Origin of the sequence: Shewanella decolorationis (assembly GCF_004354305.1) — a bacterium.
In the GTDB taxonomy this organism is placed as follows: Bacteria; Pseudomonadota; Gammaproteobacteria; order Enterobacterales; family Shewanellaceae; genus Shewanella; species Shewanella decolorationis.
Window position 1 is genome coordinate 1,343,459 of record NZ_CP037898.1, and the last position, 23,291, is coordinate 1,366,749.

The 23,291-nt window shown below is 42.9% G+C and carries 20 protein-coding genes and 1 pseudogene; 18 read left to right on the forward strand and 3 right to left on the reverse strand.

Features of this window, described 5'->3' with window-relative positions; all coding sequences use genetic code 11:
- The first annotated feature begins 6 nt into the window (after positions 1-6).
- From cheY to EYR25_RS06085, 9 genes are all read left to right on the forward strand, one after another.
- Positions 7-390 (forward strand): chemotaxis response regulator CheY, encoded by a 384-nt coding sequence (gene cheY, locus EYR25_RS06045; protein ID WP_007649667.1) that lies wholly within the window; start codon positions 7-9, stop codon positions 388-390.
- Between the two features lie 13 nt (positions 391-403).
- Positions 404-1,141: a protein phosphatase CheZ gene (locus tag EYR25_RS06050; protein ID WP_023267145.1), complete on the forward strand. Its 738-nt coding sequence runs from the start codon at positions 404-406 to the stop codon at positions 1,139-1,141.
- 15 nt (positions 1,142-1,156) lie between these two features.
- Entirely contained in the window at positions 1,157-3,445 is a 2,289-nt protein-coding gene (locus EYR25_RS06055) for a chemotaxis protein CheA (RefSeq protein ID WP_133178836.1), read from the forward strand.
- 20 nt (positions 3,446-3,465) lie between these two features.
- Positions 3,466-4,608 carry a protein-glutamate methylesterase/protein-glutamine glutaminase gene (locus EYR25_RS06060; protein ID WP_133178837.1) on the forward strand — a complete coding sequence of 381 codons (1,143 nt, stop codon included), beginning with the start codon at positions 3,466-3,468 and terminating at the stop codon, positions 4,606-4,608.
- Between the two features lie 37 nt (positions 4,609-4,645).
- Positions 4,646-5,131 (forward strand): membrane anchored protein in chemotaxis locus, encoded by a 486-nt coding sequence (locus EYR25_RS06065; RefSeq protein WP_133182755.1) that lies wholly within the window; start codon positions 4,646-4,648, stop codon positions 5,129-5,131.
- Positions 5,132-5,195: 64 nt separating this feature from the next.
- The gene (locus EYR25_RS06070; RefSeq protein WP_133178838.1) at positions 5,196-5,987 is read left to right on the forward strand and encodes a ParA family protein; all 792 of its coding nucleotides are present in this window, start codon (positions 5,196-5,198) and stop codon (positions 5,985-5,987) included.
- Positions 5,971-6,945, forward strand: a complete 975-nt coding sequence (locus EYR25_RS06075) for a chemotaxis protein CheW (RefSeq protein WP_133178839.1) — start codon at positions 5,971-5,973, stop codon at positions 6,943-6,945. The genes EYR25_RS06070 and EYR25_RS06075 overlap by 17 nt, the downstream gene beginning before the upstream one ends.
- 7 nt (positions 6,946-6,952) lie before the next feature.
- Complete coding sequence (locus tag EYR25_RS06080; RefSeq protein WP_023267151.1) at positions 6,953-7,447, forward strand: chemotaxis protein CheW; 495 nt, start codon at positions 6,953-6,955, stop codon at positions 7,445-7,447.
- A gap of 132 nt (positions 7,448-7,579) precedes the next feature.
- Complete coding sequence (locus EYR25_RS06085) at positions 7,580-7,978, forward strand: DUF2802 domain-containing protein (RefSeq protein WP_133178840.1); 399 nt, start codon at positions 7,580-7,582, stop codon at positions 7,976-7,978.
- A 259-nt stretch (positions 7,979-8,237) separates the two neighbouring features.
- Here the strand turns inward: EYR25_RS06085 and EYR25_RS06090 are convergent, their stop codons facing one another.
- Positions 8,238-8,546 carry an EscU/YscU/HrcU family type III secretion system export apparatus switch protein gene (locus EYR25_RS06090; RefSeq protein WP_023267153.1) on the reverse strand — a complete coding sequence of 103 codons (309 nt, stop codon included), beginning with the start codon at positions 8,544-8,546 and terminating at the stop codon, positions 8,238-8,240.
- Between the two features lie 16 nt (positions 8,547-8,562).
- Positions 8,563-10,554 carry a hypothetical protein gene (locus EYR25_RS06095; protein ID WP_133178841.1) on the reverse strand — a complete coding sequence of 664 codons (1,992 nt, stop codon included), beginning with the start codon at positions 10,552-10,554 and terminating at the stop codon, positions 8,563-8,565.
- A gap of 225 nt (positions 10,555-10,779) precedes the next feature.
- Here EYR25_RS06095 and EYR25_RS06100 point away from each other — a divergent pair, with 225 nt between their 5' ends.
- Positions 10,780-11,565 carry an MlaA family lipoprotein gene (locus tag EYR25_RS06100; protein WP_023267155.1) on the forward strand — a complete coding sequence of 262 codons (786 nt, stop codon included), beginning with the start codon at positions 10,780-10,782 and terminating at the stop codon, positions 11,563-11,565.
- Positions 11,566-11,681: 116 nt separating this feature from the next.
- Complete coding sequence (locus EYR25_RS06105; RefSeq protein WP_023267156.1) at positions 11,682-12,785, forward strand: response regulator; 1,104 nt, start codon at positions 11,682-11,684, stop codon at positions 12,783-12,785.
- 194 nt (positions 12,786-12,979) lie between these two features.
- Here the strand turns inward: EYR25_RS06105 and EYR25_RS06110 are convergent, their stop codons facing one another.
- Entirely contained in the window at positions 12,980-14,449 is a 1,470-nt protein-coding gene (locus EYR25_RS06110; RefSeq protein WP_023267157.1) for a peptide MFS transporter, read from the reverse strand.
- Positions 14,450-14,922: 473 nt separating this feature from the next.
- Here EYR25_RS06110 and rfaH point away from each other — a divergent pair, with 473 nt between their 5' ends.
- The 7 genes and pseudogenes from rfaH to EYR25_RS06145 all read left to right on the forward strand — a co-directional run bounded on the left by rfaH (position 14,923) and on the right by EYR25_RS06145 (position 23,289).
- On the forward strand, positions 14,923-15,423 hold the full coding sequence (gene rfaH / locus EYR25_RS06115; protein ID WP_133178842.1) for a transcription/translation regulatory transformer protein RfaH: 501 nt from the start codon (positions 14,923-14,925) through the stop codon (positions 15,421-15,423).
- Between the two features lie 993 nt (positions 15,424-16,416).
- A complete protein-coding gene (locus EYR25_RS06120) occupies positions 16,417-18,903 on the forward strand; it encodes an SLBB domain-containing protein (protein WP_133178843.1) in 2,487 nt (828 codons plus the stop codon).
- A gap of 155 nt (positions 18,904-19,058) precedes the next feature.
- A pseudogene (locus EYR25_RS06125) lies at positions 19,059-19,492 on the forward strand (four helix bundle protein).
- Between the two features lie 200 nt (positions 19,493-19,692).
- On the forward strand, positions 19,693-20,667 hold the full coding sequence (locus tag EYR25_RS06130) for a Wzz/FepE/Etk N-terminal domain-containing protein (RefSeq protein WP_133178844.1): 975 nt from the start codon (positions 19,693-19,695) through the stop codon (positions 20,665-20,667).
- 148 nt (positions 20,668-20,815) lie between these two features.
- Positions 20,816-21,661 (forward strand): SMP-30/gluconolactonase/LRE family protein, encoded by an 846-nt coding sequence (locus EYR25_RS06135; RefSeq protein ID WP_133178845.1) that lies wholly within the window; start codon positions 20,816-20,818, stop codon positions 21,659-21,661.
- Positions 21,651-22,601 (forward strand): glycosyltransferase family 2 protein, encoded by a 951-nt coding sequence (locus tag EYR25_RS06140; RefSeq protein ID WP_133178846.1) that lies wholly within the window; start codon positions 21,651-21,653, stop codon positions 22,599-22,601. Before EYR25_RS06135 ends, EYR25_RS06140 begins: the two co-directional genes overlap by 11 nt.
- Positions 22,591-23,289, forward strand: coding sequence for an acylneuraminate cytidylyltransferase family protein (locus EYR25_RS06145; protein ID WP_133178847.1), 699 nt, complete (start codon positions 22,591-22,593; stop codon positions 23,287-23,289). The genes EYR25_RS06140 and EYR25_RS06145 overlap by 11 nt, the downstream gene beginning before the upstream one ends.
- Positions 23,290-23,291 lie beyond the last annotated feature (2 nt).

A 23,291-nucleotide genomic window follows, 5' to 3' on the forward strand; every position in this document is an offset into this window, starting at 1 on the left:
GAAACCTTGGACAAGAATATGAAGATTCTCATCGTTGATGACTTTTCGACAATGAGACGGATCATCAAGAACTTGTTGCGAGACTTGGGCTTTAACAACACCCAAGAAGCGGACGATGGCTCAACCGCCTTGCCAATGTTGCAAAAAGGGGATTTTGATTTTGTCGTCACAGACTGGAACATGCCTGGAATGCAGGGGATTGATTTGCTCAAAGCAATTAGAGCAGATGACTCCCTTAAGCATTTACCTGTGCTTATGGTGACCGCTGAAGCAAAACGTGAACAAATTATCGCTGCTGCGCAAGCAGGAGTGAATGGCTACGTCGTTAAACCTTTTACTGCAGCAACTTTAAAAGAGAAGTTAGATAAAATATTCGAACGACTCGCTTAAGCAGGGATGAGCTATGAAGTCACAAACATCAGGGCTCATCACGCTCGAGCAAGCGCAGCGTTTAGTTGAATTATTGAACGCTAATGAACAAACTCAAGCGGATGATTTATTTAGGGAACTCGCTGCTCCACTCCAAAGAGAGCTCTTTGACGAAGTCGGAAAACTGACTCGGCAACTACACAGCGCATTAATGGATTTCCAAATCGATAATCGTTTGATTGAGTTAGCTAATACTGAAATACCCGATGCTAAGGAAAGGCTGAGTTATGTCATTGACATGACGGAGCAAGCTGCAAATAAAACGATGGATGCAGTTGAAGAATGCTTGCCGTTAGCGAATGCATTAACCGCGAATATCCAGCAAGTGATGCCATCTTGGGATAAGTTAATGCGTCGTGAAATTGCACTCGGTGATTTTAAAGTGCTTTGTCACAATGTTCAGCATTTGATGTCGCGTAGTGAACTGGATTCAAACCGATTACGTGAATTGCTCAACCAAATATTGATGGCGCAGGATTTTCAAGACCTGACAGGACAAATGATCCGTCGGGTAATCGATCTAGTGATGGAAGTTGAAAGTAATCTGGTGTCTATGCTGACGGTGTTTGGTGAGCAGCCAATAATTGAGAGTCAGATTACTCAGAAAAATAATATTGAAGCTGAAGGGCCGATAATGAATGCCGAACTTCGTCAAGATGTCGTAACGGGTCAAGACGAGGTGGATGATCTGCTATCGAGTCTGGGTTTCTAACTGGGAGTCAATTTGATGGCCTTTGATGTAGATGAAGAGATACTCCAGGACTTTTTAATTGAGGCGGGGGAAATATTAGAGTTGCTTCAAGAGCAGCTTGTCGCCCTTGAAAATAATCCTGATGATACTGACTTGCTAAATGCCATTTTTAGGGGGTTTCACACCGTAAAAGGCGGCGCAGGGTTCCTTAGTCTGACTCCCATGGTTGATGTCTGCCATGAGGCTGAAAATACATTCGATTTATTACGCACAGGTAAGCGTAGCGTTACCGCTGAGTTAATGGACATCATTCTTCAAGCCGTTGATGCGATAAATACGATGTTTGCTCAAACCCAGCAAGGGGAGCAACAAGAACCTGCCGATCCTGCCTTACTTGCGAAATTGAAAATGCTCAGTTCTGGTGAGCCATTACCTTCAGAAATGGGGCAAGTTAGTGCAGAAGTTGAGCCTGAACCAGAACCAGAACCAGAACCAGAACCAGAACCAGAACCAGAACCGATCATTGAACCTGTTGTCGAGGTTGCTGTTGTTGAGGAAATGCCTGCTGAAAATGGCGCTTCAACCAGCTCTAGTATTGATGAAATTGACGAAGCTGAGTTTGAAGCTTTATTAGATGCCTTGCATGGTTCAGGGAAAGGCCCCGGCGTAACGTCTCCAAAAGTTGAAGCGACTCCAGCGGTTTCAGCAAGTATTAAACCTCAAGCACAACCTGCCAGTGCCAGTGATGATATTACTGACGATGAGTTCGAGGCTCTGCTTGATGAACTTCATGGCTCTGGCAAATTTAGTGGTAAAGTTGAAGCGGCTGCGCCAGTAAAACCTAAGGCTGAAGCCGTGACTCCACCTCCTGCTCCAGTCGATTCTGATGAAATCACAGAGGATGAGTTCGAACGGTTACTGGATGAATTGCATGGAAAAGGCGGTGCTCCTGCTAAACCTATCACCAAAACTGAGCCTGCGAAATCAGTTCAAACTGCTCCTACACCAGTTACGCCTGTCACTCCTAAGGTAAATGTTGCGGCGCCTGCACCTAAGCCGGCAGCGGCAACAGTAAAAACTGAGGTTACAGTTGCTGAAAAAGCGCCTGCCAAAGTGGCGCCTGCAGCTTCTGCTAATGTGCCTCAAGGTGAAACAACCGTTCGGGTTGACACCGCAAGACTTGACCAGATCATGAACATGGTGGGTGAGTTAGTATTGGTGCGTAACCGCTTGGTAAGTTTAGGCATAAGTCGTGATGACGAAGAAATGTCTAAAGCGCTTGCGAATTTGGATTTAGTTACTGCGGACTTGCAAGGCGCAGTGATGAAAACTCGCATGCAGCCTATTAAGAAAGTCTTTGGCCGTTTTCCCCGTGTGGTACGTGACTTAGCCCGTACTCTCAACAAAGAGATCGATTTAGTATTGGTCGGGGAAGAAACTGACTTAGACAAAAACCTTGTTGAAGCGCTTGCAGATCCATTAGTCCACTTAGTGCGTAACTCTGTCGACCATGGTATTGAAATGCCTAGTGACCGTGAGGCGTGTGGAAAACCGAGAACAGGTGTAATTACACTTTCTGCTAGCCAAGAAGGTGACCATATTCTGCTTAAAATCGAAGACGATGGCGCAGGGATGGATCCTGAAAAGTTAAAACAAATAGCAATCAAGCGTGGCGTTTTAGATGAAGACTCCGCAGCTCGAATGACCGATAACGAAGCCTATAATCTGATCTTTGCTCCTGGATTCTCAACCAAGGTCGAAATATCAGATATTTCGGGTCGTGGCGTGGGGATGGACGTAGTTAAAACCCGTATTACCCAGTTGAACGGTACAGTCCATATCGACTCCATGAAAGGTAAGGGCACCATACTTGAGATTAAAGTGCCATTAACCTTGGCAATTATGCCAACACTTATGGTCGATGTGGCTAAACAAGTTTTTGCTCTACCTTTATCCAGTGTTAATGAAATTTTCCACCTCGACCTCACCAAAACTAACATTGTTGACGGGCAACTTACAGTTATAGTTCGCAACAAGGCGGTACCGCTTTTCTATCTAGAGCATTGGTTGCATCGAAATAAGACCAACTTTAAGCATGGAGATAAAAAACACGGCCATGTAGTGATTGTGCAGTTAGGCATTATGCAGATTGGTTTTGTTGTAGATGCGCTGATTGGCCAAGAAGAAGTGGTCATTAAACCGCTTGGTGCTTTATTACATGGTACGCCAGGTATGGCAGGGGCAACGATTACATCCGATGGCGGTATAGCTTTAATTTTGGATGTCCCAGGATTACTAAAGCATTATGCGAAAAATAAAAGTTAGTTTCCAAGCTAAGGAATGGAATGGCCATTAAAGTATTAGTCGTTGATGACTCAAGTTTTTTTAGACGACGTGTTAGTGAAATAGTCAATCAAGATCCTGAACTGGAAGTGATCGCGACGGCCTCTAATGGGGCCGAAGCGGTGAAGATGGCTGCTGAGCTTAACCCCCAAGTGATTACCATGGACATTGAAATGCCAGTCATGGATGGTATTTCAGCTGTGCGCGAGATTATGGCAAAGTGTCCGACTCCCATTTTGATGTTTTCATCGTTAACTCACGATGGTGCAAAAGCAACCTTGGATGCGTTGGATGCGGGCGCTTTGGATTTTTTACCTAAGCGTTTTGAAGATATTGCGACCAATAAAGATGAAGCAATTTTGCTCTTGCAACAAAGAGTGAAAGCTTTAGGTCGCCGTAGGATTTTTCGTCCAATTGTACGCCCTAGTGTTACGCCCGTTACACCCGTTACACCCGTTACGCCACGGTCAAGTTCGGGCGCTGTGCTTGGGAGTGTTGGGACGTCAGCGCCAAACGTTTCGGCGCCAGTTCGTTCTTCACCAGTATCATCCATTCGTGCCAGTGGTAAGCAATACAAGTTGTTGTTAATTGGTACTTCTACAGGTGGACCTGTTGCATTACAAAAAATCCTGACTCAATTCCCTGCAAATTATCCACATCCTATTTTGCTGATTCAGCATATGCCCGCGGCGTTTACCCCAGCGTTTGCGAATCGACTCAATGGCTTGTGTAAAATCGAGGTAAAAGAAGCGGCAAATGGTGATATTTTGCGTCCAGGTTGCGCCTATTTAGCGCCAGGCGGTATGCAAATGATGGTTGAGCGAACCGGCGTGACGGGGCGCATTAAAGTGCTCGCGGGCAGTGCCGAAATGAACTACAAGCCATGTGTTGATATTACATTTGCTTCTGCTTCAAAAGCGTTTGGTGGTGATGTGCTTGCTGTGGTTTTGACAGGAATGGGAGCTGACGGTCGAGAAGGTGCTCGAATGCTTAAAGCCGCTGGTGCAACCATTTGGGCGCAGGATGAAGCGAGCTGTGTAGTTTATGGTATGCCACAAGCGGTGGCTAGTGCAGGAATTGCCACTCAGTCAATTTCATTGGAACACATGGCTGAGTCAATATTAAAAGAGTCGGTACGTGGCTAGTCCCAATTCACACTTAAGCACGAATGTTGTGCTTATAATGGTATTAATGTCGATTGCTATAGTGTGTCTTGGTGCGTTAAGTTTTGATTACCATAGAAAAATTTTAAAGCTGCGTTCAGATGTTAAGCGTTTAGAGTCAACTCAAATCATGCTGATGGTGCCTGATGAACAGGCTCAAGCCATTGCTGATTGGCTTGCTTCGCATCCTGAGCAGACTAAAGCAATGCTCAAAATGGCCGAGCCTGGAGTGCAGACAGCGGTAACGCTTGGGCCTCAAGCGGCGTCCTCTTCAGCAGAGGTACCATCTCTGCTTGATAGAGCTTCAAATGGTAATGCCAAAGCGCAAGCCCAAATGGATTCTGTACCTGATGCATTGCGTTCAGAGACGGCACCGTCTGTTTCAAGGGAAAGCGTGCAGCCTCTGGATAATGCTCCTGTGGTAATTTCTGAGAATGCTGATGGGGTCAAAGTCATTAGTTTACCCAATGGTGGGATTCGAGTGACGACAAGAGAAGGTGAGTAACACAGATGTTACTCTAAATAAGCCTAGCTAATCGCCAAGCTTTAACATTAAAGAGGTCAGTGCTTTGAAGGTCTGGACCATTGCGAATCAAAAAGGTGGGGTGGGTAAAACCACGTCTGTAGCTAGCTTAGCAGGTGCACTTGCTAAGCGGGGCAAACGTGTACTTATGATAGATACCGATCCACACGCCTCGCTTGGTTATTATCTTGGTATTGATTCGGAAGAAGTTCCAGGGTCGCTCTTTGATGTTTTCATCGCACATAAAAACTTAACTCAAGAATTGGTTCAATCACATATCGTACCAACCTTAGTGGATGGCCTAGATTTACTGCCCGCCACTATGGCGCTTGCAACGCTTGACCGGGCATTGGGTCATCAAGAGGGGATGGGGCTTGTGTTGCGTAATTTACTTGCGCTTGTGGCAGATGAATATGATGTAGCCATAGTGGATTGTCCACCCGTGTTGGGGGTACTCATGGTAAATGCGCTCGCGGCAAGCCAGCATATTGTTATTCCTGTGCAAACTGAGTTTCTCGCCATCAAAGGTTTAGAGCGCATGGTGAAGACGATGGAGATTATGGGGAGGTCGAAGAAAACTCGTTACAGTTATACAGTCGTGCCAACGATGTATGATAAGCGGACGAAAGCTTCTCCTGCCGCGCTACAGCTTTTGAGTGAACAATATGGTGACAGCCTTTGGCGAGATGTCATCCCTGTTGATACTAAATTTAGAGATGCAAGTTTGGCACATTTACCTGCTTCGCATTATGCAAGTGGGTGTCGTGGTGTAAAAGCTTACGAAAGATTATTAGATTTTCTTCTAGTTGGGGAGTTTGGTCATGTCAAAATCGGTTGATGAAACTGTTTTTGATTTTTTTGAGTTACTGTTGCACGAAGAGGATAGTGCTCTTGTTGCTTCCCAAGTTAAACCTCAAGAGGGCGTTTCGACATCTTTAGCACTGAAGACAAAGACTGAAGCTCAGCTACTTAATGATGCCATTTTGGCCGATCATGAACAGTCTAAGACACAAGTCAAAAACACTGCTACGCCTGAAGTCCAATTGGCTAAGTCAAAGCCTACGGTTATGGCGACCGCTGAGAGTGCGCCCCCTCTGGTGAATAAACAGGCGTTAGAAAAATTACTTGCGCCTGTGCTGAAAACGGCCAATGTTACAGAGGAGAAACCCGCGGAGGTTGTATCAACACCCGTTAAACCAGTAACACCGATGGTGTCAAAACCTGAGGAAACTGTTGAATCTAGTGTGGTTGAACCTGAACAAATTGAGTCTAACTCGATAACGCCAGAGACGCAGGTTGGTTTTGCACCTCCGAGTGTGACAAAAGATTTGCAAGAAGTGCTCGATGATGAATTTCAAGTACTATTCTTTAAAGTAGCAGGTTTAACATTAGCAGTTCCCTTGGTTAGCCTTGGTGGAATTGTTAAGGTTGAAAGGATTAACCATATCATTGGCCGCCCTTCATGGTTCTTGGGAGTACAAACCCACAGAGAAGAGCAGTTAAATCTTGTTGATACTTGCGCGTGGGTTATGCCAGAAAAATACACTGATAAACTGGCGCAATCGGTAAATTATCAATATCTTGTATTATTAGAAGGCAGTAATTGGGGATTAGCTTGTGAGTCCCTGCTTAATGCCGTAAAGATTAACAAATCGCAAGTAAATTGGCGCAGCAAAGCGGGGAAACGTCCTTGGTTAGCTGGTGTGGTGAAAGAACAAATGTGTGGCATTTTGCACGTTCAAGCTTTAGTTGAAATGCTTGATTCGGGTTTAGGCTGTCAAGACTCCATTGGTTGAGGTAAACATGAAAGATTCAAGAAATGTCGCAGCCGTGGCTGCAAGTAAAGATGATGCTGTATTGCAATGGGTTACCTTTAAGTTAGACAACGAAACTTATGGTATCAATGTAATGCAAGTGCAAGAAGTGCTACGTTACACCGAAATCGCTCCAGTGCCTGGCGCGCCACATTACGTATTAGGGATTATTAACTTACGCGGTAATGTGGTTACGGTTATCGATACTCGCTCTCGTTTTGGTTTACAGTCTGCCGAAGTGGATGACTCAACTCGTATTGTGATCATCGAGGCAGAAAAACAAGTTATTGGCATCTTGGTTGATAGTGTTGCTGAAGTGGTTTATTTACGCCGCTCAGAGATCGATAACGCACCAAATGTCGGAACTGAAGAAAGTGCCAAGTTTATCCAAGGCGTCAGTAACCGCGACAACGAGCTATTGATCTTAGTTGACTTAGACAAGCTTTTATCAGACGAAGAATGGGCTGAGTTAAATCAACTCTAAGCTTGAATTTGTCGGCGGCAGTAAATTCTGCCGCTTTTTATTGTCTATAAAATTGAGTATCGAGTCGTTCTTAAGCTTTGAGCATTATTAAGCTTTGCGGATTTAGCCTTTCGAGATGTGTAGGGATTATGAATGGGCGATGAATTTATAATCGCAGCTTTGGTTTATGTAATTGCGTGTTTGGGATTAGTCCTTTACCTCCAAAAACAATTAAGTAAGTTGCGCAGTAAAGTTGAGGCCTTGACAGTTTTAGTGAAGGAAGGTGACCGTCAGCGTGAAAGCTTTAAGCGAGAAATGCAGGAGCTCCGCAGTGGCACAATTGGGATGGGGCGACGTGTAATCGAGCTTGAAAAGCGCTTACATCAGCAATCTGAACGTATTGAAGAGTCTACTCAACAAGACCCTCAAGCTAAACTTTACACTCGTGCGATGAAGATGGTTGCTCTTGGTGCTGGGGTGGATGAGTTAATCAAAGAGTGTGAGCTCCCAAAAGCCGAAGCTGAGTTATTGATCCGTTTACACCGAAAATAATGGCTCATCTAGGGCGGCCTTCGGTCTCTAGAGCGCCACTGCGAGGTGCTGGAATCGACAAGGAGCAAACGACTGCATGGTCAATTTTGTTCAATACCAAATCTGACATTTCCTGCATCCATGTTGGTCGGACTAGTTGGGGAGTAGCCGCTTGTTAATAACATTGCTGGAGCAGTTATTGAGCGATGCTGTGTTTTTCTAGTTGCGAAGCGCTCATGCAGCTAAGCATTTTAGCATCTCTCGTTAAGCCTGCTCTGTTTTAAGCCTTATCGACAATCTTCTTATGCATATTATTCCACTGCTCTGGGAACTTGCCATCTAACATATAGACAAATGCAATGAGTTCTGCGATCAGCAGATAAAGTTCTTTGGGTATTTCTTCACCCAGTTCCAATAGTCGTAAAAAATTGCTGAGATGGGGATCTTGGTGAATATATACCCCTGAGGCTTTGGCGAGGGCGATAATTTCATCTGCTATGAGCCCTTCACCCGATGCGACTACTTTTGGAGCATGTTTCCCGTCATAGCTTAAGGCTACTGCTTGTTGGGTTTTACATTCTTCTGCCATAGATAGACCTCGTTAATTATGCTCTGGTTTTCACAAGAAAATGATCACCAGGGAGTAAGGTAGCAGGAATGGGCGCCAATTGTGTCGATAGTTCACCTGGTGTAAAACCTAGCTGGGATAGTTTTTGTCCAAGTGGGGCTAAAAAGTTATCGACACGACTAAGTAGCTGCTTATTATCCCCTTTAAACTGGATATCTAAAACCTGTTGATGAAACCGTGCAGCGATCAACAAGGGGCCTTGGGCGAGATTAAATTTCAATTGTAAATGCCAGCCCTTATGTTTTTGTTGTTCATCGTTGTCGGCTTCACGCTCGAATTTACCCTCTAATTGTTCATGGCGTTGATTAATCCCATAGGGAAGGGCAAAAAACCATACAAGGTTGCCGTTATTCTCACTACTAGCTTGTTGGTAAAGCTGTAAGCTTGAGGCGAGTTGCCCCATACTTTCTAAGCCACCCGCTTTACTAAATTGATTAAGTTGATGACTGGACAGTCCGATTTTGGCTTGGAGCTGTTCTAAATAATCAGCCAACTTTGCGCTCATACTGTTGTTGCTATTATTCGCTCGAAATCCCAATAACAATTGAAATAGTGAGGTAATTGCACCAGCGTTGAATAGCGTAGAAGCTTGGTTTAGTTGCGGTGTCGCAAGGTTTAACGTGGCTAATCCAAGAATTTGGGCCTTTAGTTCACTTGGGTCGCTCAATTGACCTAAAGGGGATGGGCTTAAATGGGGTAACAATTTTAATAGCTCAGCCGCTAAATTTGTGTTGCTACGCACAAGCATCTGGTCAATAGGTAGCGCGCCAGCCTTAGTAAAGGCTTTTTGAAGCACCTGATTAACCATTGTATTTTCTTCAGTATGTAGCTTGCGAGTATTTGAAATGTCTACTTGTGGCTGCGTTTTAAGGTTCTGGAGTGTCGCATCGCTAGCGAATTCTTTTGTCGATAATCCATTTAGTAAACTTGATACTTTTGCTTGTGGGCCCGTTGAATCAGATTTGTTATTTTGAGTTAACAAAGCATTAGCCATGTTTGTTGCATTCTTGGCCTCTATAGCGGCGCGTTCATTGAGATTTTCCTTGAGTTGAGAGCCAGCTACTTTGGACTCAAGATTTTGAAATTTATTACTTTGCTCCAAATTTTGCTGACCTGTAGTCAGCTTAGGTTCAGTACTAAGCGATAGACTAGCAGTATTATCGGCCTGCTTATTTTTGAACAAAGGGACGTCTGTAGCGTTCCCTACAATTTGAGTCTTTGTTTCGGGTATCACTTCACGTTTAGTTGTTGCGATACTTGCTGAGGCATCCGATTGAGATACCAACCCCTCTAGCTTGCGCAGAAATTGGGTAATAATCTGCACTGGCTCCATTTTGCTCATCACAATATGGGTAGATTGTTTATCAAAAGTGGGAAGCTGAGTTTCATTTATTGGCGCGCCGATTTGTATTTCAAGTTTGCTCAGTATTGGGGTCAACACTAAAATAGGTTTCCCTTGATAAAGCGCGATTTTTGCCTGATATTCTCCGGCGTTAAGCCTTGTGCCAGGATCTTGCTGCACAATTGCGCCGTTAGCGAACTGGAATGTCTTCTCATTAACGATAACGTTTGGAAGCGGGTAGCCTTGTGGGCGAGCTGCAAAGGCGTAGAGTTTTGATTGTTGAATGCCGTTTTGTTGCGCGAGCAAAATAATTGCATCAGGCAGCTTAAGATTGACAGTTGTACCTAATGCAAGGAGTTGATTGGTCTGACTAACTGAGCTTGATTCAGTAGTCTGCGCAGGGATTGGGTTGACAAGTAATTGACTCGCGTTGAGTAAAACCTGGCGTTGAAGTGCATTAACCAGCTTTAAATTATATTCTGTACCGTTTAGAATAATACTGTCGCCTTCGGGGGATAACTGTACTTCAGCAGGGATTGGCCGAAAGTTAGCATTTGGCACATCACTTTGCGCTCCCGCAGTGATTAGTGATGCATTAGTCATTTGACTGAGTGGAATCGGCTCCATATTAGACCCTTGCTAGAATATCTTACGGTACGTTATTTAAAAATTAACAATTGACCAAACGATTTTGCTAAGTAAGCTAATGCGCTTTATGCAAGGCGATTGGATGGTATTTTCTCTGTCATACTGAGTATAAGACTTAGAGTACTAATCCTTTATCGTCACTTGTTAGTCGTCACTTTAACGAAAACTCGTTAACTCGGCAGTACATTTATTTAAGAGAGTAATATGAAGTTGAAATGGATAGGGGTTCTTTTAGGATGTGCCTTACTGCCCAAGGTCTATGGTGCAGAGACTGCTGTACCTGAGACCACTCCAAAGGATACGGCTTCAAATGTAAAAATTACTTACGAAGATCCAAGAGATCCCTTTGAAGGATTTAACCGTGCTATGTGGGACTTTAACTATCTATTTCTAGATAGATACCTGTATCGTCCCGTTGCACATGGTTATAACGACTATATTCCACTTCCTGCCAAAATGGGGGTGAATAACTTTGTTCAGAATTTGGAAGAGCCTAGTAGCGCGGTCAACAATCTGCTGCAAGGTAAGTGGGGATGGGCAGCGAATGCCGGCGGTCGTTTTACCATCAATAGTACTATAGGGTTGCTGGGTGTCTTTGACGTGGCAGATATGATGGGGATGCCGCGTAAACAGGATGAGTTTAACGAAGTATTAGGCTATTACGGTGTACCTAATGGCCCTTACTTCATGGCGCCTTTTGCCGGTCCCTATGTGGTTCGTGAACTCGCATCAGATTGGGTTGATGGTCTATACTTCCCACTATCAGAGCTGACGATATGGCAGTCCGTTGTTAAATGGGGTTTGAAGAGTCTCCATGCGAGAGCATCTGCGATTGACCAAGAAAGGTTAGTTGATAATGCGCTCGATCCATATACCTTCGTGAAGGATGCGTACTTACAACACATGGACTATAAGGTCTATGATGGTAATGTTCCTCAAAAACAAGAAGATGATGAGTTGCTCGATCAATACATGCAGGAACTAGAGTAAGCTTATGAGCTAACTTGGCTGCTAGCGTTAATGTGTAGCCAAGTTATTGCCATATTTAAGATTCTTCCTATGTCATGATTGAATGAAGTTGCAGTAAATGTTACGCAGGAATCTTTATGGCGTTAAATGGTGTTTCTATTCTGTGGGTTGAAGATGATCCCGTCTTTAGACAAATCGTTGCCACCTTCCTTATCGGCCGTGGTGCTGAAGTCGTGCAGGCCTGTGATGGTGAGCAAGGACTCACTAATTTTAAGCAACAGCGATTTGATATTATCTTAGCGGATTTGAGCATGCCCAAACTTGGCGGTTTGGATATGCTCAAAGAAATGAATAAACTAGACCCATTGGTCCCTTCTATTGTCATCTCAGGTAACAATGTGATGGCCGATGTGGTTGAAGCGCTGCGAATCGGTGCATGTGATTATTTGGTTAAGCCCGTATCTGATCTATTCATCATTGAGCAGTCAATTCAGCAAGGTTTACAACGAAGCCAACTTGATGATGTAACGCAGGCAGATTTTGATGCCTTGTCTCATCAAGAACTGAACGATAATTTGTCACTTCTCGAGCAAAGTGTAGAAGCGGCAAAGCAAGTTCAACAACAGCTTTTTCCCGCATCTAACATCAGCTATCCCGCCGCAAAAGTCGATTACAGCTTGTTTAAAAGTAGTGATATCAGCAGCTATTTTATTGACTCCACCATGGTGGGCAGTGATTACCTCATCATGTACATGGCTCATCTCTATCCTGAGGATAATCGCGCGGCATTTGCCTGTGTATTGCTGCGTAGTTTTGTGAATCAAAAACTGAAGAGTTTTCGAAGTGGCCAGAGTAAAACCATCATCGAGCCATTCAATATGTTGAGTTACTTGAATGAGCGCTTAGCTAAGTCTGGTCTAGATATTACCGTTGATATTGTTTACGTCGCGATAGAGTTAACTCGGTATCGAGCCGCGATAGCACAAGCAGGGAAGGGGCTAAGGTGCTATTTACGCAATGATGAAGGTTTAAGCCCACTGGCACTCCCAGAGAGCTTACAGTTGGGAATGTTAGATTGGGGGAAACCGAGTATTCAGTTCCGCACGATATTACCTCACGAGCAACTGTGTATCGCCACCAATGAATCAGCACATAAACAGCAATTATTAGATAATCAATTCAAAGGCCTAGTTTACGATCCCCATTTACCCGCTGGTGGTTTTTTGCAACTCAGTTTGTAATTTTGGGGGGAGGGTTAAGTGGCATGGAAGGCTTAAGGCTTTCGACAGAGCGCCACTATGCCTTCAAGCCTTCGCCTTGCCTAAAGCCCGTTTAACTCCCGCTGAATGAACAGATATTTAATACGATTAGTATTACAAGTTAATAAATAAAAAACGCTGCCAGGTGCAGCGTTTTTTATTATACAGATCAGAGATTAACGCTTAATTGCTTCGTGCTCAGCAGTGACAGCGATTTCATCTTCTAGCGCTTCAGCTTCATTGTGATGCTTACTTTCTGCTCCATGCATCCAATCGACTAACTTATCAGCCATAAAGTATAAGATCACGCCAGAAAGTGCCGCGGTAATGGCAATACCCGAGAAAATAGCCATTGCATTGGCAAGCTGTTCTTCTTTTTCACCGCCATGACCAATAAAGGAACCCACCACACCACCAATTTTGTTTGCTGCGGCCACAAATAGGAACCAAGAACCCATCATTAACGAAGCGATACGAAGTGGAGCTAACTTAGTGACCATAGATAAACCAATAGGTGATAAGCACAGTTCACCCATGGTATGGAAGAAATAAGCACCCACTAACCACCACATGCTTGATTTTGCGGAGGCATCACCACCCATCTCAACAACGGCGCCGATCATAAATAAGAAGCCAACGGCTAACAGCACTAAGCCCAAAGCAAACTTAACAGGCGAATTAGGTTCATTCTTACCTAAACGTACCCAAATTGAGGCTACAACAGGGGCAAAAATCACGATAAACATCGCGTTTAATGATTGGAACCAAGTGGTTGGAACTTCCCAAGTGCCGATCATACGGTCGGTAAAGTCGTTAGTGAACAGGTTCATCAGGCCGCCAGCTTGCTCAAAGCCAGCCCAGAAAATGATGGTAAATAGGCCCATTACCATGATGACTTTAATGCGGTCACGTTCAACTTTAGTGAGTGGCTCTTTACGAACTTCACCTTTTTCTGCCGCTTTTTGCTTTTCAAGCTTAGCTGCGGGAGTTCTACCTATATCACCGAGTAACTTTTGCGCAAACACAAGTTGGATGATCAATGACAGGATCATACCAATACCGGCACAGATAAAGCCGGCTTGGAAATTGCCATCATAAGCGGCAACCACAGAACCTACGATAATACCAGAGAGGAAAGCACCAACGTTGATCCCCATGTAGAAAATGGTGAATGCACCGTCACGGCGGTGGTCTCCTTCTTCGTACAGGTCGCCCACCATGGTAGAAATATTCGGTTTGAACAGGCCGTTACCTAAGATTAACGTGCCTAAGCCAACATAGAAAACTTCAGTTTCCATACCAGGCACCCAAGCATGGGGCGTACCTAAAATAAATTGACCAGCCGCCATTAAAGTACCGCCAATCATAATGGCGCGACGTTGGCCCAGAAAGGTGTCGGCTAACCAACCACCAAGTAATGGTGTCAAGTAAACAAGTCCAGTGAAGGTCCCGTATAACGAAATGGCATCGGCTTGCGTCCAACCTAAACCGTGTCCACCTTCGCTTTGTACTTTATCCACCAAATACAGCACCAAAATGGCACGCATTGCATAATAACTAAAACGTTCCCAGAGTTCTGTTGTAAACAGAAGGAACAGACCTTTGGGATGGCCAAGCATTGTCCCTTGTGGTTTTGCTACGCTCATGAAGTTTCCACCTTAAGCTCGTGATTGCCTGTAGCGCCCCTGAAGCAGGATGATGTCACTACAGAAAATAGTTGTTGCTCTTCTCATTTCTCAACAGTCAATTCCTGATTTAACTTGCCCCTAAAAGCCAAACTAAATTGTTGAATCGCTGAGGTTTACGTATGAGTTATTGTTACGTTCTTATAATAAAAGTAATAATTTGAGCGATAAATGGAATATTTTCGCTAAAATCCCACCTTATATACCCTTTAAAAGTAACTAAAGTCAATTTTGGCTTGCTAACTGGTGAGATTATCTGCAACTTGCCGCCAACACCGATTAATATTGATTTTTCTAATATATCTGACAGCTGTTTAGATACCGAGCAGCAATGCTTTGGGGACTAAAAAACTGCTTCCATCCGTCTTAACAACTTTGCTATCATTGCGGCCCGTGAATGGACGTCACTTAACATAGGGTAGTGAGATTAATAGATGAAGGCATGGTACCTTTTGTACTGTAAACCTCGAAGTGAAGCGAGGGCACAACAAAACTTAGCACTTCAAAATTTAGAGACATACTTACCCATGGTCTCTGAAGAAAAATCTCAACGCGGTCAGAAGCGGATCTGTCGTGTGCCTCTGTTTCCAAACTATTTGTTTATCAATTTCGACCCAAGCCAGACTAGCGTCAAGCAGGTTCACTCTACCCGTGGTGTGAGTCGTATCGTCAATTGCCAAGAAAAAATGACACCAATTGACGACCGCATCATTCACGCCATTCGCATGAAAGAATTAACGCCATCCCTATCAGTTTTAGACAATGAATTAGAGCTAAAAAACGGGGAAAAAATTCGCTTTAAAGATGGTCCGTTTGTTGATTTAGAAGGCATTTTCCAAGAAAAATGTGCAAACAAACGCTGTCACGTTTTATTCAATATTATGGGCCAGATCAATACTCTATCTGTACCGGAACATTCGGTTGAACGGGTGTAATTAGTAACGGGTTTTACTTGCTAAGTAGGATTTTTACTTAGAGTCTTGTAAGACATTTGCTACAGGTCATTTCTACTGGCTAGTAGGAATTGAACTTAAAATATTAACATATTCAGTATGTTATTTTTTGTTTTAACAATCGCGCTTTGCAAATAACAAAGTTTGCATCATAAAAAATCAAACATGAATCGTGTGCAGTTTTTTTGAACAAACGATGTAGTGGTTAGGCAGTACAATGTGCGGCAAGTTTATAGTAGCTAAAAATTCACTATACAACTAAAGTTTTACTTGATTTTACGCTGTTGCAGTATGAGGTTTAACCTTAACTGCAAGTATTAGATTCTGACTCTTAATACTGAGCACTTAGAAGATAATGACAAGCTACCGAATGCTTAGCGTGTGAAGGGAGTACCTTTACATCATTTACATGAACAGTAGACTTCATTGTTAACTGAGTTATTTTTAAAGTATTGAAAAATTTAAATATTCGCAGTGCGAAGGGCAATATAGGGGCCGCAATCTATGGGCGGTAGCGTGCCTGAAAGGCATCGAATGAATAGTTTCATTCGTTAAGCGAACGCCGAAGGCCTCTGGCCGCCACGCGATAGAAGTGTCAGGAACACTTCAAAATTGCTTTAGCAAGCCCGCAGGGTAGAGTATATGGACATACGGAATAATCGGTAGCGTGCCTGAATGAGAAGAAGAACGTTGCTTCGCAACTACTAGGACGCAGCAAAGAGCGCTTCGCTAGCTTGCTCTAGGCCCTAGAATCTAGGACGCTCGCAAGCTCGCACTAGGATCTAAACCTAGGACCTAGAATCCAGGACGACTTTCTGCCTCTAGAACGCCACTGCGTGCCTCTAGAATCTAGCAGGGCGCAGCCCGATCTGCTCTTTCTAGAAGTCGCGTTGCGACGCTCTGCTTTTTTCTGGAAGCGCGCAGTCCGCTCTGCTTTATCATTGTTTTCCATCTTTAACCAATCGGAGATATCTGGTGTTACAACAAATCAAAAAATTCATCATAGTGGGTTTAAGTGCCACGATATTGATGGGCACTCAGGCGCAAGCATTAACGCCCTCTCCGCAGATGATTGAGCAATTTAAACAACTACCTAAATCTGAGCAGGAACGCTTAGCTCGCCAGTACGGTATTGATCCGTCAATGATCACTGGTGGTTCAGCTACATCGACAGTTATTGAAAACCCAACAGTGGTGACGCAACGGGCGGCAACAAACAATGTAGTTGACCAATCCGAAGACGATAAGCTTAATCAAGCCACTAAAACAGAAGCGAAAGTCGAAGCTATTGAAGATAAAAAAGAAAATCAGTTAAAACGTTTTGGCTACGATCTATTTGCTGGTTCGCCTAGTACCTTTGCACCCGTTTCAGATGTGCCAGTGCCTGCAGAATATATGATGGGCCCCGGTGATACCTTAAACGTGCAGCTTTTTGGTAAAGAAAATAACCAGTTCACGTTAACCGTGGGCCGTGACGGCGCTGTGCAATTTCCTAATTTAGGCCCGATTTCGCTAGTTGGGCTAACATTTGCCGAAACACGCGAGCTATTACAACAAAAAATCAGCCAAAGTATGATTGGCATTGAGTCCAACATCACAATGGGTGAGTTACGCTCAATCCGAATTTTTGTGGCGGGGGATGCATACAAACCTGGCTCTTACACTGTGTCGAGTTTATCAACCATTACTCAAGCACTATTCATCTCTGGAGGGGTGAATGAAATCGGTAGCTTGCGTAATATCCAATTAAAACGAGCGGGTAAAACAATAGGTCGCTTAGACTTATATGACTTATTGCTTCGTGGCGATGCTTCGGGAGATATGCGTTTACAATCTGGAGACGTAGTGTTTATCCCATCCGCAGGTGGCAGCGTTAGTGTGATTGGTGAAGTACGTCGCCCTGCGATTTACGAGTTAAAAAATAACGAAACCATGGCCGATGTAATTAATATGGCCAGTGGTTTAAACCCTGGTGCATATCCTAAAGCGAGCACCATTGAACGTTACAGCCGTGAAGCTGTTAAAACCGTTGTAAGTGTTGATTTAACTGAAAATTCGGGCCTGAGCACCATAGCTAAAAATGGCGACCTACTAAATGTGCGCTCAGCTTCAAGCCGGATTGATAATGCTATTACAGTTTCTGGTGCAGTCATCCGTCCTGGTAAATATCAATGGACAAATGGTCTAACGGTTGCTGATTTATTACCTTCAATTTGGGGGGATTTAACCATCTCCGCAGACTTAGATTACAGCCTACTCGTTCGAGAAATTAACCAACGAGGTGATATTGAAGTCGAGCGCATTAATCTCGGTAGAGCCATTGGTGAGCCAAAATCACATTACAATCCTAAGCTAAAGCCACGCGATTCCGTGATTGTATTTGACTATGCCGACCGTGAAGAGCTACTTAAGCCGATTATCAAAAAGCTCAAAGAGCAAAGTCGTTTTGGTGATGCCGCTAAGCTGGTGAATATCAATGGGAATGTTCGCTTTCCTGGTCAATACCCAATAACAGTTAATGCCGATGTAAAAGAGTTGTTAATTGCTGCGGGTGGGCTAGAAGAAGGTGCCTATACCTTATCGGCCGAACTAACACGTCAGCAAGTTTCCGAGCAAAATGGCGTTAAAGTAGAACATGTACAGCTTAGCTTAGAGCGAGTTATGCAAAATGACCCTGCAGCGAATATCAAACTGCAAAGTCGTGACATCTTAACAGTACGTACACTGCCCGATTGGCAAGAAACCCGCTGGGTGACCGTTAAAGGCGAGGTTAAATTCCCAGGCACTTATAGTATTCAGCGTGGCGAAACCTTAAAACAGGTGCTGGCCCGTGCCGGCGGTATGACGGATGATGCCGCACCGCGCAGTGCAGTATTTTTACGTAAATCTATTCAACAAAAAGAACAGCAGGAGCTTTCAAAACTTGCTGATGAATTGCGCCGTGAGATTGCCGCTAAAGCCTTAACCAAAGACACCCCAACGGTGGGTTATAACGACGCACAAATGATGTTAAATCAGTTGGAAAACGTGAAAACGGTTGGTCGTTTGGTTGTCGATATCAATGCGATTGAATTAGGGATCGACAGCGCCGATCTAATGCTTGAAGATGCCGATGCACTCTATATACCTGCAACCAATCAAACCGTATCTGTGATGGGCCAAGTACAGCACCCAAGTACTCATCGCTTTAAACCCGGTTTAACCTATGAGCAGTATTTAGCCTTATCTGGCGGCCCACGTAAACGTGCTGATGAATCACGTACTTACATATTAAAAGCTGATGGCTCTGTTCAAGTACCAGAATCCTCAATGTGGTTTACCGGTGGCAGCTCAATGGAGCCAGGTGACACCATAGTTGTACCATTAGATACAGAATACAAAGATAACTTAACGCTTTGGTCGCAAGTAACAGGCATTATCTACAACACCGCGGTAGCAGTGTCAGCGATATCGGGGATATAACGCCACGGTGTGGCAAGAATCTAGGGCGTTGCTTCGCAACTGCTAGGACGCAGCAAAAAGCGCTGCTCTAGAACGCCACTACGTGGCTCTAGAATCTAGAAGTTGTGTAGCGACGCTCTGCTTTTCCTCGATTCTCGCGACTGAAAGGAGCTCTTATGCGATTCGAACAACTGGATGTTTGGAAAAGAGCTTCGAGATTATCTTGTCAAATATATCAAGTGACAGAATCAGTAAGTAATTGGGGTTTTAAAGATCAAATAACCCGTTCAGGATTATCTGTCCCTTCAAATATTGCTGACAAAAGTGCAGGAGCAACTTTTGAACGATGTGACTTTAGCATCTGCCTAGAAGAGGTGAGGTACATGGATGTACCGAGTAAGGTGAAGAGCGTGAAACACTAAAAGATCAAATTCGCTTTTTGTACTATGCCAAAGGCTCTCTAGGAGAGCTAGTCACCCAACTTTATATAGGTATTGAAGTTGGAAATTTGGCAAAGAAACCCGCGTTACTTATGGTTCAAGAAGCAAAAGAATTAGCCAAAATCTTAGGTGCAATTATCAAACAAAAGCAAAGTAAGAGTAAAAGCTAAGAAGAACGCGGCAAAGGCCGCTGCTCTAGAACGCCACTACGTGGCTCTAGATTCTAGAAGGAGCGAAGTGACGCTCTGTTTTTTTCTAGCAGCGCAGCGCTCTAGCAGGGCGCAGCCCGCTCTGCTTTAAGCTTTTTGCCTTTATAGAAGCGCAGCACTCTCGCCGCGCAGCGTACTAGAATCTAGAACCTGAAGAACCAATGAATACACAAATTACTCAAAATCCAAACACATACCAATCCGACGCCAGATTCCCCCAAGTGCAAGACGACGAAATTGATCTTCGAGAGCTTTTTGCCGTTATCTGGCAAGGCAAATGGCGCATAATCGCCATCACTATGGTTTTTGCCATTGCCTCTGTTGGCCTAGCGCTCTATTTACCCAATATCTATAAATCCGAAGCTTTGTTGGCACCCGCATCAGAGGAACAAGGTGGCGGTTTAAGTGCTTTAGCCTCGCAGTTTGGTGGGCTAGCCAGTCTTGCAGGGGTTAATCTCGGCGGTAAAGGTGGTACTGATAAAACCCAGCTTGCAATTGAAGTATTAAAATCCCGCCAATTTACCAGTGAGTTTATTCAAAAGCACAATATACTTGCCGATTTAATGGCGGCAAAAAAATGGGATCAGGATACGGATAAAATTATCTACGACCCTGAGCTATATGACGAGCAAACCAATACTTGGGTGCGCGATGTCGAACCTCCATTTAAGCCTGAACCGTCAATGCAAGAGGCCTATAAAGTATTTAGTAAAATCATCGCAGTGAATAAAGATAAAGAATCTGGCATGGTGACCATTTCATTAGAGCATTTATCGCCAACCGTTGCTCAGCAATGGGTCACTTGGTTAATCCAAGATATTAATAAAGTGATGAAAGATCGCGATGTCGCTGAAGCACACCGCAGTACTGAGTTTTTAAATCAACAAATCGCCTTAACCAATGTCGCCGATATTAAAACCGTACTTTACAAATTGATTGAAGAGCAGGCAAAAACCATCATGTTTGCCGAAGTTCGCGATGAATACGTATTTAAAACTATCGATCCCGCATTAGCGTCTGAAGAAAAGGCAAAACCCAAACGTGCATTAATTTGCGTTTTAGGCACCATGCTCGGCGGTATGTTAGGGGTGATGTTAGTGCTGGTAAGGCATTTTATGAGAAAAGAACAAAACTAGAATCTAGATTGTGGACGGCCTTCGGCCTCTAGGACCTAGAATCTTTCTCTTATGGGATAGCAAAGATACAGCTGTCTCAAAGTGGACAAAAAGTGTCTCAGCTTGGTTTGGAAGGCTGGGGTTAAAGATAAATTAGTGTGGATTAAGTATGAATGTAAAAGCGCTAAATACCCCACTATCTGAGCTTGGAGAAGGGATATACATAGATAAAAAACTATGTATTCTTTACTGGGTTGATATCAATAAAAGTATACTATACCAGTATGATATTAAAGCAGATCAGTTAGTGAAAACTTTCTACCTAGTTGATAATCCAAGTTGTATTCTTTCGGCATCTTACGATTCATTAATTTATGTTGATAGAACTGGCGTTAAACGTTTAGATCTTAAAGGTGGAGCTGTCACAGTTTTGAGCACTCATCCTTTTCATAACTCTGAACTTTTTAGAGCCAACGATGGGACGTTATTGAGTGATGGAGGCTTACTTTATGGGACTATGTCTTTTATACCAGAAAATAGTCCAGGTAAAATTTATTACCGAGATTGCTATGGAATCACGTCATCCTATGAATTAGGTATTCATATTCCAAATACATTTACTCAAATTGGTAATAATATTTTAATTTCTGACTCGTTGAAGAAATGTATTTATGCGTTAGAAATAACATCTTTGCAAGATGGTATAGTAGAGTTGAAAGAATGGAAAGATTTATCAACATTTGAATATACTCCTGATGGTGGGTGTCTTTCTTATAAAGGGAACTTGCATATAGCATTGTGGAATGGTGCTGCTGTTGCTATTTTTAACAAACATGGAGAAATGTTGAAACTAATTAAAGTCCCTGTTTTAAAACCTACGAATTGTGAAATTTATAATAATAGATGGTTGTATGTTACTAGTGCTCGAGAAGGTATGACTGCTGCACAATTAAAGCAATATCCATTGTCAGGTAATACCTTAGTTGTTGATTTAGGTGATAATTATGAGTACTAATCCTTTAGTGAGTATCGTAATTCGAACTCTAAACGAAGAAAAGCATATAGAAGAGCTCTTAGAGGCTATTAGTTTACAAGATACTACCGAATTTGAAATTGAAACTGTGATTATTGATTCCGGTTCGACTGACAAAACATTAGATATTGCAAAAACATACGGATGTCGCATCACTTTTATTAAGAAAGAGGACTTTACTTTTGGGAAGTCACTAAATGATGGTTGTGAATTCGCTAATGGTGATTATTTAGTATTTATTAGTGGTCACTGTATTCCCGTAGACAACTATTGGCTTAGAAATTTGGTTAGACCACTTACTAGTAAGTGCTGCTACACATATGGTAGACAATTAGGTAGAGATACAACGAAATTTAGTGAGCGTCAGCTTTTTGAAAAATACTTTCCCGATCAATCTCGAATCCCACAAGTAGGTTTTTTTTGTAATAACGCAAACTCAGCTATTCGTAGAGATGCTTGGTTGTCACACCGTTTTAATGAAGAATTGACTGGCTGTGAAGATATGTATCTTGCCAAACTTCTGGTTGATTCAGGACAGAAAATAGGTTACGTATCTGATGCAGCAGTCTATCATATTCATGATGAGACTTGGAATAAGGTTAAAGTAAGGTATGAGCGTGAAGCTATTGCATTACAACAAATTATGCCACAAGTTCAATTAAGTTTATTCGATATGGTTAGCTTCATTTTTGTGGCTATTGTTAAAGATATTAGAAAAGCTATTGTATTAGGGGTTCTTAAACACGAAATAAAATCTATAATTTTTTTTAGATGTTGTCAGTACTATGGCGCATATATAGGTAATAGTAATCATAGAAAATTATCTCAGGCCATGAAATTAAAGTATTTTTATCCAAGAATCACAGACATGAATGTATCTTCTAATTCAGAAAGTATTACAGGTGTTAAAAATGAAAAGTAAAATTGTTGCATTATTACCTATGAAGGCAAATAGTACTCGAGTTAAAGGGAAAAATTTTAAAGATTTTTGTGGAAAACCACTTTTTAAATGGATTCTTGATAGTTTGTTGGCTGTAAATGAAATCGATCTAATTGTTATAAATACTGATGCTAAAGAAATTTTACTTGAAAATGGACTGGTTGAATCTGAAAGAGTTATAATTCGCCAAAGGAAAAAAGAAATTTGTGGTGATGATGTTTCGATGAACTTAGTTTTAGCTGATGATATCGAAAATATTACTGCTGATATATACTTGATGACTCATACAACTAATCCTCTTTTATCCTCTGATACAATTAGCAGAGCAATAAAACAATATAAAGAGGCATTGTCTGCTAATAGAGCAGATTCGCTTTTTACGGTAAATAAAGTTCAGACTCGTTTTTATACAGGGGAGTGTATTGCTATAAATCATGATCCTAATAATCTTATACCTACACAAAATTTAGAGCCATGGTATGAGGAAAATTCTAACTTATATTTGTTTAATCGCAAAAGTTTCTCGGCAACTAAGGCTAGAATTGGAATAAAGCCAGAGATGATGGTTTCACCTGCGTTGGAATGCTCAGATATTGATACCCCAGATGATTGGGATAGAGCTGTTGTGATGACTCATTATATGTTAGAAAAGGGTTTGGTTAAGGCATAAGC